The organism is Vibrio variabilis (assembly GCF_003263785.1).
Taxonomy (GTDB): domain Bacteria; phylum Pseudomonadota; class Gammaproteobacteria; order Enterobacterales; family Vibrionaceae; genus Vibrio; species Vibrio variabilis.
This window is the reverse complement of the sequence record NZ_JYJK01000047.1, coordinates 44,515-64,165: the sequence shown is the minus strand read 5'-3', so window position 1 is coordinate 64,165 and position 19,651 is coordinate 44,515. Positions and strand designations below refer to the sequence as shown.

Here is a 19,651-nt window from a genome sequence, read left to right as displayed (position 1 = left end):
TCTCATTGGTAAAACTTATTCCCTAATATTATCTACAACGTCCGCTTGTCATCGCGTTTGATAACGGACACTCGAAACAAGGATTGACTATGGTTGCTATAGAGCTTGCCGTCGTACTGCTGTTTATTTATTTAGGCGCACGTATTGGCGGTATTGGAATCGGTCTGGCCGGCGGTGCTGGTGTCATTGCCCTGTCACTGGTACTCGGTGTACCAACAAGCCAAGCTTACATCCCGGTGGATGTGATCTTAATTATTATGTCGGTAATCACTGCGATTGCTGCGATGCAAGTAGCTGGTGGTATGGACTGGCTGGTGCAAATTGCTGAAGACTTCCTTCGCAAACATCCAGAAAGAATCACCTTTTATGCTCCCATTGTAACTTTCTTGATGACGCTTATGGCAGGTACCGGTCACACCGCGTTCTCTACGCTGCCTGTAATCGCTGAAGTGGCGAAAGGCCAAGGGGTGCGTCCATCACGTCCACTGTCGATTGCCGTTGTGGCTTCGCAAATCGCGATCACAGCTTCTCCTATCTCTGCCGCGGTGGTTGCATTTGCGGCAATGCTAGCGCCAATGGGGGTCGATTATCTAGCGCTACTGGCTGTGTGTATCCCAACCACCTTTATCGCCTGTATGGTTGGTGCCTTTGTCGCTAACTTCATGGGCAGCGAGCTTAAAGATGATCCTGTGTACCAAGAGCGTCTAGCGCAAGGCCTTATCAAGCTAAGTGACGCGAAAGAACGTAATATTCTACCGACAGCAAAAACGGCGACCTACATTTTCTTGGGCGCGATAGCATTCGTGGTGTGCTACGCAGCAGCGATCTCTGGCTCTATCGGCCTGATTGAAGATCCTGCGCTTGGCCGTAACGAAGCCATCATGACGGTCATGTTGGCGGCAGCGGCGGCAATTACGCTAGTCACCAAAATCGACGCATCTAAAATTCCTTCAGCGGCAACATTCCGCTCTGGCATGACAGCGTGTGTCTGTGTACTGGGTGTGGCATGGCTTGGCTCAACGTTTGTGAACGCGCACGTTGACGGCATTAAAGAGCTAGCGGGCGCGCTACTAGAAGACTACCCGTGGATGCTAGCGATGGTTCTGTTCTTTGCCTCAATGCTGCTTTACTCACAAGGCGCGACAACCGTTGCCCTAATGCCAGCAGCACTAGCGATTGGCGTGGCACCATTGACCGCGGTTGCTTCGTTTGCCGCAGTCAGTGCGCTGTTTGTACTGCCTACCTACCCAACCCTGCTTGCTGCGGTTGAAATGGATGACACAGGCTCAACACGCATCGGCAACTATGTGTTCAACCACCCATTCTTCATTCCGGGCGTGACCACTATCGCGACTGCGGTTGCGCTTGGTTTTGCATTTGGCGGTCTATTGATCGGCTAATCCCTAGCAAATGGATTGCAAAAAGAATTGAGAGCTGCGTTGTATCGCAGCTCTTTTTTTATCTTCGATGAAACATTTCTCGCTATCTTCCTGTCTTAACATCATATAACCTCATTATATTGTTAAACCTTGGTTGCATAGCGTTCATGACTCGACTACTTTCTCAATTTTTGCTGCTTTCCCTAACCACATTGGCGTTGCCTAGCTGGGCTCTATTTGGAGACAACAACACCAGCAATGCCTTTACCCCTAGTGGCACGAATACCTTTGTTCCTGTTGATCAAGCATTTCCAATGAACGCCTATCAGCAAGGCGACCGAGTCTTCATCGACTGGCAAGTCAAACCTGACTATTACCTCTATCAAGACCGATTAAGCTTTAGTGGCGAAAACGTCACCCTCGGCAATATTGAACTGCAACAAGGTGAGCCGTACACCGATGAGTTCTTTGGGGATGTGACGATTTACACCCAGCCGCTGTTTGTTGAAGTGCCATTAAGCCAATATCAAGCTGGCGCAAAACTGATTGTGCAATATCAAGGCTGCGCCAAAGCGGGATTCTGTTACCCACCAGAAACGCGCGTTATCGACATCACGCCATTTAGCTTTGATGCCGTTTCTGATACTACGACTGACACCCAACCAGCAGCGACAACTGCCGCAGACAACAGCAAACCGGCAGCAACACCACAGCCAGCAACAACTGGCACAGCTCCCTCTGGTAGCAATAACGATCTAACCGACAAACTCGCACAAAACTGGTGGACGCCAGCGCTATTTTTACTGCTCGGTATTGGCCTCGCTTTCACGCCTTGTGTATTGCCAATGTATCCGATCCTTACCAGTATCGTGCTGGGCGGCGGCAAGCGCAGCCATAAACAAGCGCTGCTGTTATCTATGGTCTATGTGCAAGGCATGGCGCTTACCTACACCTTACTTGGCCTTGTCGTGGCGTCGGCCGGCATGCAATTTCAAGCCGCGATGCAGCACCCGTATGTGCTTATTGGCTTGAGCATCCTTTTTGTGGCTCTGGCACTGTCGATGTTTGGACTCTATACCTTGCAGCTACCAAGCAGCGTACAAACTTGGCTCAATAACCTCAGCAATCAACAAAAAGGCGGCAACCTGTTAGGCGTGTTTGCCATGGGGGCGATATCCGGCCTAGTGTGCTCGCCTTGTACGACCGCTCCATTGTCCGGCGCCCTGCTGTACGTGGCACAAAGTGGCGACTTGCTGACTGGTGGTGTCGCGCTGTATGCGTTGGCGCTTGGTATGGGTATCCCATTGATTGCCGCTGCGGTCTTTGGCAACAAGCTACTACCAAAAGCGGGAAATTGGATGGAGCGAGTAAAGATCCTGTTTGGCTTTGTACTGCTTGCTGCGCCTATTTTCTTGCTCGAGCGTTTACTGCCAGAATTTTGGAGCAGCGTACTCTGGTCTAGCTTGGGCATCGCCGCCTTTAGCTGGCTGTATCATCAAAAGAATGCACTGCCATTTGGTGGCTGGAAGCAAAGCTGTGTCGGCATTATTGCAATTTTAGGTCTATTTGCGTCAGCGCAGCCGCTACTCAATCACTGGCTTGGCGCACCTACCAGTAACGAGTCCGAGATCAGCGTAAGCTTTACTCGAGTCAACAACCTAGCCGAGCTCAATGCCGAGCTAGACAAAGCGAAACTTGCCGGTAAACCTGTGATGCTCGATTTCTATGCCGATTGGTGTGTTGCGTGCAAAGAGTTCGAAAAGTACACCTTCCACGATGCCAATGTCGAACCTGTCCTTGCTAACTTTGTTTTACTGCAAGCGGATGTCACGCGTAATCAGGTACAGGATATCGAAATGCTCAAAGCGATGGATGTGCTAGGATTGCCGACTATCGAGTTTTGGGATGCGAATGGCACTCCGCTTCCAAGTGCGCGTTTAACCGGTTTTGTTGGCGCCGAGGATTTTCTAGAGCATTTAAGCCAACATTCGCTACTTAAAGAATAACACCTAAGCTTTTGCGTCCGCGTACAGTAAAAAGTCGATTCTGCTCAGAGTTTTGTATTGATTCATTTGTCCAAACTCAGTGCAGAATCAATAATAACGTTAACACTTTTGCAAAATAACTGAGACGCTATGGAACCGAGCTATACCATCATTATTGCTGATGATCACCCACTGTTTAGGAACGCGCTGTTTCAGTCTGTTCACATGGCGATCAGTGGGGCGAATCTGCTGGAAGCAGACTCGTTGGACTCTTTGCTCAGTCTTTTAGAAAAAAACGAAGAGCCGGATCTGATATTGCTCGACCTAAAAATGCCAGGCGCCAATGGGATGTCCGGCCTTATCCATCTGCGTGCCGATTATCCCGATATTCCTATTGTGGTTATCTCCGCCAGCGAAGAGCCAAGTATCGTTTCACAAGTTAAGATGCATGGCGCATTTGGGTTTATTCCCAAATCCAGTGATATGCGCGCGCTTATTGGCGCCCTAAACAAAGTGCTTGAAGGGGAGCCTTACTTCCCTCCAGAACTGCTCATTGATAACAGCGAAAATAATGACCTAGCAGAGAAAATCTCAACGCTGACACCACAGCAATACAAAGTGCTTGGTATGCTCTCCGATGGTTTGCTCAATAAACAAATTGCTTATGACCTCAATGTGTCAGAAGCAACCATCAAAGCACACATGACCGCCATCTTTAGAAAGCTAGGCGTTAAAAACCGAACCCAAGCCGTGATCCTATTACAACAAATGGAATCAGAAGGTTAGCGATAAGATCGCCGACAGTTCATGTCCAAGCTGCTATTATGTAACGGGGCATGAATAGGTTTATTAAAACATTGATACCAGCCACAATACGTTAAATAATAGCGCCGCCAGTTGTTACCGCCTTGGTTATCAGTTCAAAAATGCGGTTCTCCGTCACTGGCTCATGTTATCCCTCTGTTTCACCAAACTCTGGGAGGTTCGCTTTGCTCAGTATTCTCATTACTCAATTCGTCGTGCTTTGGGCTGTCATTGACCCTATTGGCTCGGTTCCCGTTTATCTTTCTCAAACCCAACATCTTGATGTCAAACATCGTCGCATCGTCGCACTAAAAGCGGTCGCCATCGCCTTTGGCGTATTGCTGTTCTTTCTTATCGCCGGTCAGTTACTGCTTGAAGCGATGCAGATACCGCTACCTGCATTCCAAGCCGCGGGCGGATTGGTTCTTCTGCTTTTTGCACTGACCATGATATTTGGTGAAAGCAAACCCGAAGAAGAAACCAAACTGAGCCAAGAAGTCAGCCGCGATCAACTCGCCGATCTCGCCGTCTATCCACTGGCGATCCCATCGATTGCATCGCCAGGCGCTATGATGGCTATTGTGCTTCTGACTGACAATCATCGACACTCTATTATGGATCAGGGACTCACAGCGCTAGTGATGCTCGCCGTACTCCTGATCACTTTGCTTCTGCTACTCGGCGCCACAACGATCCAAAAGTGGATCGGCAATGTGGGTGCCGCCATCATCAGCCGAGTGATGGGCTTAATCCTTGCTGCGGTTGCCGTGAGCAACTTATTGCAAGGTATCAAAGACTTTTATATCTAAATTTGTCGATATACGTTAGACCTTTGGCTAATTTAACATTAGATTAACATCACAGTTTTATTTCCCTTCAAACTCAAGCGCCTGTTTTTATGGCGCTTTTATTATTTCTGCAGTCGACTAAAGTTGCACTGAGTTCTTGTCATCAGCCTGCTACCTTATTAAACGTAACAATACGTTAACGCAAACATGACAAAGGAGAAGGCCATGGCGTTCGAATCATCAGAACAAGCTCAAGCCTATTGGAAGGAAAATCTAGGAATCATGGGTTCCCTACTCGCAGTATGGTTTATTGTCTCATACGGCGCGGGAATTCTATTTGTTGACGCGCTTAATGCCATCCAATTTGGAGGGTTCAAATTGGGCTTCTGGTTTGCACAGCAAGGATCGATATACACCTTTGTTGCGCTGATTTTCGTCTACGTCGCTCGCATGAACGCGCTCGACAAAAAGTACAATGTACAAGAAGACTAAGAGGCGCAAATAATGGATATTCAAACTTGGACGTTTATTCTGGTCGGTATCACCTTTGCGTTGTATATCGGTATCGCAATCTGGGCTCGTGCTGGTTCTACTAGTGAGTTCTATGTCGCAGGTGGCGGCGTACACCCAGTGGCAAATGGTATGGCGACCGCAGCAGACTGGATGTCGGCAGCGTCGTTTATTTCGATGGCAGGTATTATCTCATTCATCGGCTACGATGGTGCGGTATACCTAATGGGTTGGACTGGCGGTTACGTACTCCTTGCACTTTGCTTAGCCCTTATCTACGTAAGTTCGGTAAGTTCACCGTGCCAGATTTCATTGGCGATCGTTACTACTCTAAGACAGCACGTATGGTTGCGGTATTCTGTGCTATCTTTGTCTCGTTCACTTATGTGGCCGGTCAGATGCGTGGGGTCGGCGTGGTATTCTCTCGCTTCCTAGAAGTCGATATTAACCTTGGTATCGTCATCGGTATGGCCATCGTATTCTTCTACGCGGTGATGGGTGGCATGAAAGGGATTACCTATACTCAGGTAGCACAATACTGTGTTCTTATCTTCGCTTTCCTAGTACCAGCAGTGTTTACATCTCTGATGATGACAGGCTCAGTCTTCCCACAAGTTGGCTTTGGTTCTACCATCTCAGGTTCAGAAACCTACCTGCTTGATAAGCTCGACGGACTCACAGAGGAGTTAGGTTTCACCGCCTATACTGATGGGTCGAAGAGTATGGTAGACGTGTTCTTTATCTGTGCAGCACTTATGGTAGGTACAGCCGGTCTTCCACACGTAATCATTCGCTTCTTCACCGTTCCACGCGTTAAAGATGCACGTATCTCAGCAGGTTGGGCACTGGTCTTTATCTCGCTACTTTACACCACTGCTCCAGCGGTAGCAGCGTTTGCTCGCGTTAACATGATCGACACCATTAACGGTCCAGACATGAAAGGGGTTCAAGCGACAGAAGCACCAAGCTGGTATAAGAACTGGGAAAGCACGGGCCTTGTTGGCTGGGAAGATAAGAACGGCGATGGTCGTATGTTCTACTCAGGTGACGAGCGTAACGAGATGAAAATTAACCGCGATATCATCGTACTGGCTTCACCAGAGCTGGCTCAACTTCCAAACTGGGTCGTAGCACTGCTTGCCGCGGGTGGTTTGGCAGCGGCACTATCAACGGCAGCGGGTCTACTCTTGGTTATCTCGACGGCGGTCTCCCATGACCTGCTCAAGAAAGGATTTAAACCCGACATGACCGATAAACAGGAGCTCATGTATGCTCGGATAGGCGCGGCAGCGGCGGTTATCGGTGCGGGTTACCTCGGTATTAACCCACCAGGCTTCGTAGCTCAGGTTGTTGCCTTTGCCTTCGGTCTGGCTGCTGCATCCTTCTTCCCAGCGATTATCTTGGGCATCTTCTACAAGAAGATGAACAAAGAAGGCGCAATCGCGGGTATGCTTTCAGGTATTTTGTTCACAGCGGCTTACATCATCTACTTCAAGTTTGTAAACCCTGCGGCAAATACACCAGACAACTGGCTATTTGGTATCAGCCCAGAGGGCATCGGTACACTAGGTATGTGTCTAAACTTCACGGTTTCCATTATCGTTAACAAGTTTACGGCTGAAGTACCAAAAGACGTACAAGATATGGTTGAGTCTATTCGCTACCCGAAAGGCGCCGGCGCCGCACACAACCACTAATCTTACCAATACCAAAATAGAAAAAGCCGCTGCATATGCAGCGGCTTTGTTTCGTGCTAGCGAAAATAAACTTAGTCGTAACGTGCAAAACGATACTCAACATCGACAAAGCCTTGGTACATTGGTGCGCCGTCGGTCGAAGCAACCGTCTTAACCTTCACATCGGCGTCATAAATTTCTACGCTGTTGTGCTTCAAACTCTTGTGCGGTGTACGCAGAATGTACACGAGCTCATGAGATGGAGTGCTCGATAACGTCTCCATAATTTGATTGCCTTCTGCAATGGCTTCCGCTTCTGTCGCGTGTACAGCTGTGTGTACGCCGCCGTTACCGTAAATGTTATCAAACTGCGCGTACGATACCGCTGGAACCATCGCGAATACTGCTGCAAGAGATAATAGTTTTTTCATAATGACACCTCATAAATAGCACCCTAACGTGCTCAACAATCAGGTGAACGCACCACATCCTAACGCTCAACCAACTCCTTCGTTATTACGAAGACCTACCTAAAAAGTATTAAAAGCAACAAAAACAAAACCAAGAATCATAAAGATTCTCATTCTAGTTAAAGACAACATTTCGTCGCATTCACTACTTCATTGTTACTCTATACGACCCGACATAGGTCACATAAATTTCAAAAAAAATGTCGACTCAGGTACTAGAACCTTAAAAGTCTTTGGTTAACAAACACCTAAATACGCCAAATTAATTGAGGAAAGTCACAATAAAAATGTAACGATATGAAAGCCTCTTTCCTTATGAATAAGAATAGTTGGAAATTCGTAAAGCGTCTGTCAAGTAAGGTAAAGTTACGGTGATATTGCGTAAAGATATCAGCCAAGCACCACTTATCACCCAGAGTAATAACAGTAGCTATACGAAACAAAGCCGCTGGATTACAGCGGCTTTGTTGCGTTAACGACATCGTTACCTAGTTGTAGCGAGAATAACGATACTCGACGTTGACCGTGCCTTGATACATGGTTGATCCACTTTCATCGAGCTTAGTTTTGTAAGACACGTCTTTGTCATAAATTTCGATACTATTACGGTCAAGACTCTTAGATGGGGTTCGCAGCACAAACGCTAATTCGTGTGACGGTTTAGAGGAGAGTTCATCGACAATACGATTCACTTCGGCCATTGCTTCGGCTTTCGTCTCAAAGTATTCGGTGTGCACGCCGCCCGACCCGTAAAGATTGTCTGCCGTTGCTAAAGCCAAAGTCGGTGCCATAGCGATGATGGCTGCAAGTGGTAGTAGTTTTTTCATAATAAAGCCTCATTGAGTTGCACGATTAAGTGCTCGACATCCAGTGAACGCAACACAACCTAACGCTCAACCAACCTCTTCGTAATTGCGAAGACTTAAAATCACAGAGCAAACGAAACAAAACTGATAGTAGTAACGATTTTTATTCCACCTACGCATGGTGTTTTTTCTCGTTTGCTTAACTTAGTGATACTCAAAAAGATCCGACATAGGTCACATTAATTTCAAAAAAGTGTCGGATTCAGCGCTATATTTTCGAAAAAAACTTATTAAACAAACATTTGGGTGTCGCTAATCTGAAACTCGCTTCTCTATGGGTAAGCATTATTGGAAATCAGTAAATCAACTGTCGAGTAAGGCGGAAAGACCGGAATATTAGCTAAAGATATCAGAGGCATGCCATTTATCCTTAGCCACAACAACCGTGACAATAACAGCATACCTCTTAATCAAAGAGAGGTTATGATTGATTGAGAATCGCGCGCAGCTTGAGCGGCTTAACAGGTTTGGCAATGAAGGCAAAGCCATTGGACTTAATGCCCTCAAGCATTGACTCGGTGCGATCAGCACTGATGATCACCCCTTTAAATGAGTCACCTACCCGCAATCTAAATTGTTGAAGCACTTCAAGCCCTGTACGGCCATTATCAAGTCGATAGTCAGAAAGAATCACGTCAGGCTCCCACCCTTGGTCTAAGTGTTTAAGACTGCCAACCAAATCAAGTGCAGTACGCACATCGCAGCCCCAACGAGCCAGTAAGGTTTCCATTCCAACTAGAATATCTGGCTCATTGTCGACGCAAAGCACCTTCAGATGCTTCAGTCCGGCATCATTGGTTGCTGTCGCTTTCACTGGCTCTGCTGCAACTTCGCTAGCCAGATCGAGCGTAATAGAAAAGACACTGCCTCGATCTGGCCACGAGCGCATGGAGATTTGATGATTGAGCACACGGGCAATGCCTCGAGAAATCGCGAGCCCAAGCCCCAAGCCCCTATCAGCTCTTGCTTGGTCAACACGTGTAAACTCGTTAAAGATCTCTTTCTGCTTATCTTCTGGGATACCGATACCGTCATCCCAAACATCGATCCGCACCCGACCATTGATACGCCGTGCACCAAGCAAGACCTTGCCCTCGGGGTTGTAGCGAAATGCATTGGTCAAAAAGTTCTGCAATACACGACGTAACAACTTAGGATCGGATTTAACGATAAGCGAGCTAGAAACCACGGAGAAATCGATTTGCTTACCTTTCGAGATAGCACTGAACTCCGCTTGTAGCGTCTCAAATACTTCAGAGAGATGAAAACCGCGGACATTGGTTTGCAGCTTACCTGACTCCAAACGTGAGATATCGAGCAGATCGCCAATGAGCTCTTCCGCAGCGCCAAGGGCACTTTCAATATGGCCTGATAGTTTTCGCGCTTCCTCATCTTTGCTCACTTCAGACAATGAGGAAGCAAACAAGCGAGCGGCGTTGAGTGGCTGCATCAAATCGTGGCTCACCGCGGCCAAAAAGCGCATTTTCGATTGAGATTCCGACTCCGAACGACGCGTTGCCAATACCAAACGTTGGTTAAGCTGCTCAAGTTCTCGAGTTCGCTCGATTACACGCTCTTCCAATCGTTCATTAGCATCGCGAAGCGCCGTTTCCGCTTCTCTAAATACAGTAATGTCAGTAAAACTCATCACAAAACCGCCACCAGGCATTGGGTTGCCTTGCACTTCAATCACGCTGCCATCCGCGCGAACGCGCGACGAGGTATGCGGCGATCCTTGCTCAAGGTAAAAGATACGCTTGCGCACGTGTTCATTGGGATCGCCCGGACCACATAAGCCTTGTTCAGCGTTATGGCGAATCACATCCGCAATGGGTCGCCCGACTTGGATAAGTCCAGAAGGAAAGCTAAACAACTCCAAATATCGACGGTTCCAAGCCACCAGTCGCAACTGTTTATCCACTACGGCAATGCCTTGACCAATATGCTCAATCGCCCCCTGTAGCAGGCCGCGACTAAAGTGATAAAGCTCCGAGGCCTCATCGACAATGGTCGCTACTTCTTCCAACTGCATGTTGCGCCCTTGCAGCGCCGAAGTCAGTACTAACTTCGCGGATGATGCACCAAATACCCCGGCAAGGACACGCTCGGTATGCCTGATAAGCTCCGCGGATGCTTGCTGGTTTGGTAGTGGTTGATTGTCTTGTTGCTTCCAGTAATGTCTAAATGCGCTGCGCACCCGCGTGCGACCGACAAAACGTGAGGCCAGCATTTCTAACTCTGCGACAGTCACGCGGCTTTGATACAGGCTGAGGTTTTCACTTTCAGGTAGCGGCGTACCCACAAATGAGGCCGACTGAAGACGCTCGGTCAGACTAGAACGCGTCGCCAGTGAAATGACGACAAAGCAAAGCGCGTTCAATACTACAGAGATCAGCATTCCCCAGTCGGAACTCGCAATACCCCATGAGGCCAACAGGTCTGGTGGCGTGATGATACGCAGCAATAAGTTGGTACTCGCATCCCCAGCTAGCAACCCTGTTTCGCTCATTAAAGTAATTAGCCAGATAGCAAAGCCCACAAACAGGCCTACATAAACCCCCTTGCGATTACCTGAGCGCCAATACATACCGCCAATCAATGCGGGTGCGAACTGGGTAATCGCAGAAAAGGAGAGAAAACCAATCGCGGACAACGAGTGAATGGTATCGAGCGCCTGATAAAACAGCCACGCGCCAAATAACAACACACAGATCAAAGCACGGCGAATGATCAGTAGCAGCCCAGATAGATGTCGATGAGAGCGATGTGCCAGCTTGATGCGGCGCAGTAGTAGTGGCATCACTAGGTCATTGGACATCATGATGGCCAGGGCAATAGTCGATACAATCACCATGCCACTCGCGGCCGAAGTGCCCCCCAAAAACGCCAGTAAAGCAATGTTGTTCGCTTCAGCAAACTTGGGAATACTAATCACGAACGTATCTGGTGAGGTGCCCATCAAAAGACCTTGCCCCACCCAAGCAATGGGCAATACGAAGAGCCCCATCAATACTAAATAAGCTGGAAATAACCAACGCGCGGTATGCAAGTCCTGGGCACGCTCATTCTCAACCACCATAGTGTGAAACTGGCGCGGCAAACAGACGATCGCATCATGGTCAATCCCGTGTGGATCAACAAGGTGGGAATATTGGGAGATTGATAAGTACTTGAGGCAAGCTCGGTGAGCTTGATATCGGGGCGCTCCCAAGCGAGATAGAGTATGAAGACCCCAACCACCAAAAACGCCACCAGCTTAACGATAGACTCAAACGCCACCGCCATCATCATGCCTCGGTGATGCTCAGTGTTATCAATATGGCGAGTACCAAACAGCATGGTAAAGATCGCCAATGCACCCACCACAAACCAAGAAATGTGCTTATCTTGATAACCTAGCTCAGACGCTAAATCAGGGGCGACGACTTCAAGCCCCATGGTGATGCCGCGCAGCTGCAATGCGATATAGGGTAAGATCCCCGCGACAGCGATTAAGGTCACGACAACCGCTAAGCCTTGGGATTTACCATAGCGAGCCGCGATAAAATCGGCAATGGAGGTGATATGCTCGCGCTTGGCGATAAGGATAAGGCGAGCGATGACGCGCCACCCTATGGTAAAAACGATGATTGGCGCGATATAAATGGGCAAGAACGCCCAAGGGTTGCTGCTGGCCTGACCAACGGTGCCGTAAAAGGTCCAGGAGGTACAGTAAACCGCAATGGATAGGCTATAAACCCAGGGGCGCCAGTTGGATAACCACTTTTTTTGCCTATCCCCGTACCATGCAATAAGAAATAAGATGCCCAAATAGGCCAATGACACGGGGACGACGATCCATCCTTGCATAAGTGATATCCCTTTAAAATCGTTAACTATTATTTAAAGGGTTATCACAAACTTTCTCAAACTCCGTAACTCATTTCTGTGGCTCAGGCTGAGATTTTTCCTGGATATCTTTCACGCCATTTTTACCTGGTTCGACTTTGATAAACAGCGCCAATACGCCCATCGCCGCCATACCCCAGAACACATTCGCGCCCCAATTCTCATAACCCCAACCACTCACAGCCATCATCAGAGCAATGAACGCACCGAGTGGGATAGCGTTATAGAGCGCCTGTAATGCCACCATTTTATTGGCGTCTGACTTCTGGATATATTGAATCGCCGCAATATGCGCGATAGCAAACGTCACGCCATGTAAAAGCTGAATCACCACCAAGGCACCGACAGCGGTGGTTGAAGCCGTCAAGCCCCAACGCACAATAACGCCCACGGATGAAATCACAAACAGAGTACGTAGCGACCAGCCAGCAAACCATTTCTTGCTAAAAGCAAACAGCATCACTTCCGATACCACACCCAAGCTCCACAGGTAACCAATGAGGCTCTCAGGGTGACGGGCTTCTTTCCAGTAAATAGAGCTAAAACTGTAGTACGCAGCGTGACTGCCTTGAATAAGCGCAATCAAGACCAAAAAGCGAATGACTGACGCCTCTTTTAATAACGCGCTGAGCTTCGGCCTTGCTGCATCATCATGACTTTGTGATACCGGCATAGTCGCAGGATTACGCATCACCAGTAGCATTGAGATGACAAAGCCTGCCAAAGCCGTGTAAACAATCATGTTGGCACCGAATTGAGAAGCAAGGTAACCCACCACAGAAGAGCCAGCGATAAAGGCCACCGAGCCCCAAAGGCGTGTGCGCCCATAATCAAGCATATCCCTGTTCGCATAATGGTTCGCTGCCGCATCTGACAATGGAACCACAGGACCAAAGCTCAAATTAAACAGTACAGTGACTAACGCTAGCATCGCGAAGCTCGGCCCTGCAGCTAAGTGTGCAGCCACAAACAAAGTACACGCTAACGTCGCCCAGCGCAGCGCAGGCAATAGACTTTCGGCTTTGTGAATACGCGGCGTGATAAGCAGGTTCGCCACACATCGAGTGGCAAAACCCAGCCCCATGAGCAAGCCAACATCGGCAGCTGACACCCCTTGGTCTTCAAACCACAACGCCCAAAACGGCAAATACACGCCGTAGGCAAAAAAGAAACCAAATAAATATTGGGAAACCCAAGCAAAAGGGGAAGGCGTTAACATGTCAATGAACCTTGCTACAACAGGATAGGCGGATTAAAAGTGGCGCTATTATGCAACGAGACCTTGCTCATAAAAAGGGAATTAATCTCTAGCGTAAATTTCCCCCTATCCTGCGCAGCGAAGACCCTCAGAAGAACCCCACTCACCGTGTTCGACTAAAGTCGTCTGGAGCTTGGCGACGAATTTGCCAGACTATAGCCATGATGGGAGAAAATGGAGCGCTCTGGTATGCCTGATAAATTCAATATGTCGTCACCACCTTTCGATCGACTCAGTGACAGCCAACAAACCGAGCTTCGCTCCGCGCTGGATGTCGCCTACTATCGAGACAAAGACACCATCCTAAAGGCGGGTAGCCATGCCGACCATCTGCATATCATTATCAAGGGCTCCGTCGAAGAGCGCGATAGCGAACAAAAAGAAGTCTACGCTCACTATACTTATGACGATATGTTTGATGTCAGAGCGATACTCAGTGAAACCGTCAAACATGATTACGTCGCCCTAGAAGACACGCTGGTTTACCTACTTCCTAAAGATGTATTTCTCTCGCTTTATCACAGCAACGGTCAGTTCGCCGCTTACTTCGACACTAGCCTGGCGACACGCCAACAATTGATTGAAGAGGCGCAAAAACAGCAAAATTTAGGCGAGTTTATCCTCACCAAAGTCGATGAGGACATCTACCATCCGCCATTAATTCTGCCTGCAGACATGCCGATCACCACGGTGACCGAAACCTTACTTAGCCAAGGCGTGGACGCGGCATTGATTGAACTTACCAGCGACGACCCTCGCGTCACTAAAAATGCCACGCCTTATGGCATTGTCACTCGTACCAACATGCTCCACGCCCGTGGTGCTCGACAAGCTAGACAGCGACACCGCGATTGGCAAGATTGCCACCTATCCTGTGCATCAAGTGGAGAAGCATGAGTTTTTGTTCAACGCCATGGTGACCATGACTCGTCAACGAGTAAAGCGCTTAATGGTGTGTGAAGGCAGCCAAGCGGTGGGAATGCTCGATATGACGCAGATTCTTAGTGCGTTCTCCACCCACTCTCACGTGTTATCACTCAGCATTGCCCGCGCGAATAGTGTTGAAGAGCTGGCTCTAGCGTCTAATCGTCAACAGCAACTGGTCGATAGCCTTGTAACCAACGGTATTCGCACCCGATTTATGATGGAGTTGGTTTCAGCCGTTAACGAACAAATCATTGAGCGTGCCTTTGAGCTTGTAGTACCACCCGCGATGCACAATCACTGCTGCTTAGTTGTGATGGGCTCTGAAGGGCGCGGCGAGCAAATTCTTAAAACGGATCAAGACAATGCGCTCATTCTCGAGCCAGGTCTGGAATGGCCGAATCAACAAAAAGTGCTTGATGAACTCAACCACACGCTCGCACGTCTTGGCTATCCACTTTGCCTGGCAAAGTCATGGTCAGCAACCCTCACTGGGTACGCACGACTGACGCTTGGCAACAGCGTATTAATGAGTTGGTCGCCAGTGCCAACAGCGAAAGTGTCATGGAGATTGCCATTCTCGCTGATGCAAGAGCAGTAGCCGGCAACGAAGCCTTACTCTCACCGGTCAAGCAGCACCTGCAACAAAAAATGGAGGGACAAGAGCTGATCTTAACCGAGTTCACTCGCCCTGCCCTTAACTTCGCGGTGCCGCTCACCCTATTTGGTAACGTAAAAAGCTCGAAGCAAGGCGTCGATCTCAAACAAGGGGGATCTTCCCTATCGTGCACGGCGTCAGAGCATTAAGCATGGAATACGCCATTGATGCCACTAACACGTTTGATCGCATCGACCAATTGGTGGCAAAACGAGTCTTAGAGAAAGCGACGGCTGAGAATCTATCAGAGGCACTCAAACACCTATTTAAACTACGCCTTCAGCAGCAACTTTCCCACCATGACACGAGCAACGCCATAAAATTGGATGCGCTTGAACGACCCGAGCGAGATCTACTTAGACACGGTTTGCATGTAGTGAAAAAGTTCAAGCAATGGCTTGGTTACCACTATCAAATTCGCCACTAACGTAGCGAGGTGAAACATGAATATTGTCACCAGAGCCTTTTGGCGCTACCGGACAAAAGGCACGCCTTACCAAGGTTTGTTCACCAAGCCCGATCCCGATGAGTTTGTCTCACTCGATTGTGAGACCACCAGCCTCGACCCGAACGTGGCCGACATTGTTACCATTGCGGCAACAAAAATCATCGACAATCGCATTATTACCAGCGCCCCATTTGAAGTGCGCCTGTCCGCACCAAAGACCCTCGATGAGGATTCCATCAAAATTCACCATATTCGCCATGACGATCTCAAGCACGGCATTAGCGAGAAGCAAGCGATCAAGGCGCTGCTACAGTTTATTGGTAATCGCCCGCTCGTTGGCTACCACATCCGTTACGATAAAAAGATCCTTGATCGTGCGTGTAAAAAGCACTTGGGGTTCCCATTGCCAAACGCCTTGGTCGAGGTCAGTCAGATTTACAACGATCAACTTCTAAAACAATTGCCCAATGGCTATTTTGACTTGAGCCTAGAAGCCATCTGCCGTCATTTACAGATCCCCAATTATCACAAACACGACGCATTAGAAGATGCGAAAGCAGCCGCCATGGTGTACCTGAAACTGACCCGTGGCACATTGCCACCATTTAGACCTCAGAACTAAAATCGCCAGAACTGCGACCAAGATCTCATTACACACCAACCTAAGCCACTAATTTAGTTCGATTTTTATTCAGTACGCCTAAAGTCTAATTGCTCATTGCAGCGAACTAGTCGAGAGTTAATACACGATCTAGTTCAGCCCTAGCCCGCTAAGCTCAATTCAAAGGAGAGAAGCAATGAGTGAAGTTCATGTCTATCCGGTAAAAGAAAACATTAAAACTAACACCCACGCGGATAACGACACTTATCTATCCATGTATCAACAGTCTGTTTCAGACCCAGAAGGATTCTGGGGCGAACACGGCAAAATCGTTGACTGGATTAAACCATTCACTAAGGTCAAGCAAACTTCTTTTGATACTGGCCACGTCGACATTCGCTGGTTTGAAGATGGCACCCTAAACGTCTCAGCCAACTGTATTGATCGCCATCTGGCAGAGCGTGGCGACGATGTTGCTATCATTTGGGAAGGCGATGATCCAGCAGACGACAAGACGCTAACCTTTAACGAACTGCACAAAGAAGTGTGTAAGTTCTCCAATGCGCTTAAGGCTCAAGGCGTAAACAAAGGCGATGTGGTTTGTCTTTACATGCCAATGGTGCCAGAAGCGGCAGTGGCCATGCTCGCGTGTACCCGCATTGGTGCGGTACATACTGTGGTATTTGGCGGTTTCTCTCCTGAAGCACTGTCTGGTCGTATTATCGATTCCGACGCTAAGGTCGTTATCACTGCAGATGAAGGCGTTCGCGGCGGCCGTGCAGTACCGCTGAAAAAGAATGTCGATGAAGCACTGACTAACCCAGAAGTGAAAACCATCTCTAAAGTCATGGTGCTCAAGCGCACGGGTGGCGATGTGGCTTGGCATGAACATCGTGATGTGTGGTGGCATGAAGCGACAGCCAATGCCTCTGAAGTATGCCCACCAGAAGAGATGAACGCGGAAGATCCACTATTCATCCTTTATACATCAGGCTCTACAGGTAAACCTAAAGGCGTAATGCACACCACCGGCGGATACCTGGTTTATGCGACCATGACCTTTAAGTACGTGTTTGATTACCAACCAGGGGAAACCTTCTGGTGTACTGCGGATGTAGGTTGGATCACTGGCCACACTTATCTCATCTACGGGCCGCTTGCCAATGGCGCTAAAACCATCTTATTTGAAGGCGTGCCAAACTACCCAAATACGAGCCGCATGAGCGAAGTGGTCGATAAGCACCAAGTGAATATTCTTTACACTGCACCGACGGCCATCCGCGCGTTAATGGCGAAGGGCGACGAAGCGGTGAAAGGCACAACTCGCGACAGCCTGCGCATCATGGGCTCAGTTGGCGAACCTATCAACCCAGAAGCTTGGGAATGGTATTACAAAACTATCGGTAATGAGCAATCACCTATCGTCGACACCTGGTGGCAGACAGAAACAGGCGGCATCTTGATTACTCCACTTCCGGGAGCCACAGAGCTCAAACCAGGTTCGGCAACTCGCCCATTCTTCGGTGTACAACCGGCATTGGTCGATAACATGGGCAACATTGTCGATGGTGCGACCGAAGGTAACCTCGTCATTCTTGACTCTTGGCCAGGGCAAATGCGCACCGTTTATGGTGACCATGAGCGCTTTGAGCAGACTTATTTCTCTACCTTTAAAGGCATGTACTTTACTGGCGACGGCGCACGCCGTGATGAAGATGGCTACTACTGGATCACAGGTCGTGTTGATGACGTGCTTAACGTCTCTGGTCACCGTATGGGTACCGCTGAGATTGAGTCGGCATTAGTTGCCTTCGATAAGATTGCAGAAGCGGCCATCGTCGGTATCCCGCACGACATTAAGGGTCAGGCTATCTATGCTACATCACACTAAACGATGGTGAGTTCCCATCTGCAGAGCTGCACAAAGAAGTGAAAGACTGGGTTCGTAAAGAAATCGGCCCTATCGCAACACCAGACGTGCTGCACTGGACCGATGCATTGCCTAAGACCCGCTCAGGCAAAATCATGCGTCGTATCCTACGTAAGATCGCAACAGGTGACACCAGCAACCTAGGTGACACATCCACACTGGCAGACCCAAGCGTGGTCGACAAGCTCATTGCCGAAAAAGCCGAACTGGCTTAATGACTGTTTTGACAACTTGATAACAAGCCGCCCTCAATTGGGCGGCTTTTTTGTTTCAGGTTTTTTCAGCAGCCTGTCAAAATGTGCTCTGTGCTGCAAATTTTCTGCCAGACTACAGGTGATTAGACCAGTAAATTGCTGCTAAATGTTGTGAATTAGCTATAATCTTGGTCAATTTTTAAAAATACGAGCTTAATGAGCTTCTCAGCAGCTCCTATTTTTATGTAAACTTGGGATAAACCTCGTTTATTTCACGTTAACCGAAGATGGCGACAATATGACAGCAAAGTCTCGAATTCTAGTTTTAAATGGCCCAAATCTTAACCTTTTAGGTGTCAGAGAGCCGGGACATTACGGCAGTGAAACACTCTCACAAATTGTTGATAACTTAGAAAAGCAAGCGGCAGAAGCGACATCGAGCTGTCCCACCTTCAATCTAATCGTGAATATGAACTGATTGAGGCCATACACGCGGCATTTGGGAATACCGATTTTATCATCATCAACCCAGCAGCGTTTACTCATACCAGTGTGGCATTGCGTGATGCATTGCTGGGTGTCTCAATCCCGTTTATCGAAGTGCACTTATCAAACGTTCATGCCAGAGAGGCCTTCCGTCATCACTCTTATCTGTCCGATGTGGCGCAAGGGGTGATTTGCGGATTAGGTTCACAAGGCTATGAATTTGCGCTTTCAGCAGCCATCAAGGCACTAAAAGCAAACTAACCAAATACTCTACGGCTTAATGCAAAGCCGTCTTACTCACAAGACGAAGAGAAAGAAACATGGATATTCGTAAAATTAAGAAGCTAATTGAACTGGTTGAAGAGTCTGGCATCGCTGAGCTAGAAATTTCTGAAGGTGAAGAGTCAGTACGCATCAGCCGCAGCGGTCCTGTTGCTGCACCAGCTCCTGTTCAATACGCAGCAGCGCCTGCTCCAGTAGCTGCGCCTGCAGCAGCTCCAGCTGCGACACCTGTTGCAGCTGAAGAAGCAGCACCTGCAGTACCAGCTGGTCACCAAGTTCTTTCTCCAATGGTAGGTAGCTTCTACCGTGCGCCAAGCCCTGACTCAAAGCCATTTGTTGAAGTTGGCCAATCAGTCAACGCTGGCGACACTATCTGTATCGTTGAAGCAATGAAAATGATGAACCAGATTGAAGCAGACAAGTCTGGCGTTGTTACCGCTATCCTAGTTGAAGATGGTCAAGCTGTAGAATTCGATCAACCGCTAGTTATTATCGAATAAGCGG

10 protein-coding genes and 5 pseudogenes are annotated in these 19,651 nt (G+C 48.5%); 11 read left to right on the top strand and 4 right to left on the bottom strand.

The features are described from left to right. Positions 1-89 precede the first annotated feature (89 nt). The 6 genes and pseudogenes from TZ48_RS06910 to TZ48_RS06885 all read left to right on the top strand — a co-directional run bounded on the left by TZ48_RS06910 (position 90) and on the right by TZ48_RS06885 (position 7,163). Positions 90-1,400 carry an anaerobic C4-dicarboxylate transporter gene (locus tag TZ48_RS06910; RefSeq protein WP_112478686.1) on the top strand — a complete coding sequence of 437 codons (1,311 nt, stop codon included), beginning with the start codon at positions 90-92 and terminating at the stop codon, positions 1,398-1,400. 146 nt (positions 1,401-1,546) lie between these two features. Continuing rightward, a complete protein-coding gene (locus TZ48_RS06905) occupies positions 1,547-3,385 on the top strand; it encodes a protein-disulfide reductase DsbD (protein ID WP_112478685.1) in 1,839 nt (612 codons plus the stop codon). A 129-nt stretch (positions 3,386-3,514) separates the two neighbouring features. Next, entirely contained in the window at positions 3,515-4,150 is a 636-nt protein-coding gene (locus TZ48_RS06900) for a response regulator transcription factor (RefSeq protein WP_112478684.1), read from the top strand. Between the two features lie 203 nt (positions 4,151-4,353). After that, positions 4,354-4,977, top strand: coding sequence for a MarC family protein (locus TZ48_RS06895; protein ID WP_112478683.1), 624 nt, complete (start codon positions 4,354-4,356; stop codon positions 4,975-4,977). A 204-nt stretch (positions 4,978-5,181) separates the two neighbouring features. Next, complete coding sequence (locus tag TZ48_RS06890; protein WP_006075415.1) at positions 5,182-5,448, top strand: DUF4212 domain-containing protein; 267 nt, start codon at positions 5,182-5,184, stop codon at positions 5,446-5,448. A gap of 12 nt (positions 5,449-5,460) precedes the next feature. Next, positions 5,461-7,163: pseudogene (locus TZ48_RS06885) on the top strand (sodium:solute symporter family protein). A gap of 71 nt (positions 7,164-7,234) precedes the next feature. On the opposite strand, the gene TZ48_RS06880 reads toward TZ48_RS06885, so the two are convergent. The 4 genes and pseudogenes from TZ48_RS06880 to TZ48_RS06865 all read right to left on the bottom strand — a co-directional run bounded on the left by TZ48_RS06880 (position 7,235) and on the right by TZ48_RS06865 (position 13,585). Next, positions 7,235-7,573 carry a DUF3316 domain-containing protein gene (locus tag TZ48_RS06880; protein ID WP_112478682.1) on the bottom strand — a complete coding sequence of 113 codons (339 nt, stop codon included), beginning with the start codon at positions 7,571-7,573 and terminating at the stop codon, positions 7,235-7,237. Between the two features lie 527 nt (positions 7,574-8,100). Next, positions 8,101-8,439, bottom strand: coding sequence for a DUF3316 domain-containing protein (locus TZ48_RS06875; RefSeq protein WP_112478681.1), 339 nt, complete (start codon positions 8,437-8,439; stop codon positions 8,101-8,103). A 460-nt stretch (positions 8,440-8,899) separates the two neighbouring features. After that, positions 8,900-12,327: pseudogene (locus TZ48_RS06870) on the bottom strand (PAS domain-containing hybrid sensor histidine kinase/response regulator). A gap of 70 nt (positions 12,328-12,397) precedes the next feature. Then, positions 12,398-13,585 carry a 3-phenylpropionate MFS transporter gene (locus TZ48_RS06865; RefSeq protein ID WP_112478680.1) on the bottom strand — a complete coding sequence of 396 codons (1,188 nt, stop codon included), beginning with the start codon at positions 13,583-13,585 and terminating at the stop codon, positions 12,398-12,400. A gap of 228 nt (positions 13,586-13,813) precedes the next feature. Here TZ48_RS06865 and TZ48_RS06860 point away from each other — a divergent pair. The 5 genes and pseudogenes from TZ48_RS06860 (at position 13,814) to accB (ending at position 19,647) form a co-directional block, all read left to right on the top strand. After that, positions 13,814-15,633: pseudogene (locus TZ48_RS06860) on the top strand (DUF294 nucleotidyltransferase-like domain-containing protein). Positions 15,634-15,649: 16 nt separating this feature from the next. Further along, positions 15,650-16,276: a 3'-5' exonuclease gene (locus tag TZ48_RS06855; RefSeq protein ID WP_112478679.1), complete on the top strand. Its 627-nt coding sequence runs from the start codon at positions 15,650-15,652 to the stop codon at positions 16,274-16,276. A gap of 175 nt (positions 16,277-16,451) precedes the next feature. Beyond that, a pseudogene (gene acs, locus TZ48_RS06850) lies at positions 16,452-18,400 on the top strand (acetate--CoA ligase). 277 nt (positions 18,401-18,677) lie between these two features. After that, positions 18,678-19,126: pseudogene (aroQ, locus tag TZ48_RS06845) on the top strand (type II 3-dehydroquinate dehydratase). Between the two features lie 59 nt (positions 19,127-19,185). Next, positions 19,186-19,647, top strand: coding sequence for an acetyl-CoA carboxylase biotin carboxyl carrier protein (accB, locus tag TZ48_RS06840; protein WP_112478678.1), 462 nt, complete (start codon positions 19,186-19,188; stop codon positions 19,645-19,647). Positions 19,648-19,651 lie beyond the last annotated feature (4 nt).

Coding starts and splice junctions, on each gene's coding strand:
- TZ48_RS06910 (WP_112478686.1), top strand. CDS start 90: ATGGTTGCTATAGAGCTTGCCGTCGTACTGCTGTTTATTTATTTAGGC.
- TZ48_RS06905 (WP_112478685.1), top strand. CDS start 1,547: ATGACTCGACTACTTTCTCAATTTTTGCTGCTTTCCCTAACCACATTG.
- TZ48_RS06900 (WP_112478684.1), top strand. CDS start 3,515: ATGGAACCGAGCTATACCATCATTATTGCTGATGATCACCCACTGTTT.
- TZ48_RS06890 (WP_006075415.1), top strand. CDS start 5,182: ATGGCGTTCGAATCATCAGAACAAGCTCAAGCCTATTGGAAGGAAAAT.
- TZ48_RS06880 (WP_112478682.1), bottom strand. CDS start 7,573: ATGAAAAAACTATTATCTCTTGCAGCAGTATTCGCGATGGTTCCAGCG.
- TZ48_RS06875 (WP_112478681.1), bottom strand. CDS start 8,439: ATGAAAAAACTACTACCACTTGCAGCCATCATCGCTATGGCACCGACT.
- TZ48_RS06865 (WP_112478680.1), bottom strand. CDS start 13,585: ATGTTAACGCCTTCCCCTTTTGCTTGGGTTTCCCAATATTTATTTGGT.
- TZ48_RS06855 (WP_112478679.1), top strand. CDS start 15,650: ATGAATATTGTCACCAGAGCCTTTTGGCGCTACCGGACAAAAGGCACG.
- accB (WP_112478678.1), top strand. CDS start 19,186: ATGGATATTCGTAAAATTAAGAAGCTAATTGAACTGGTTGAAGAGTCT.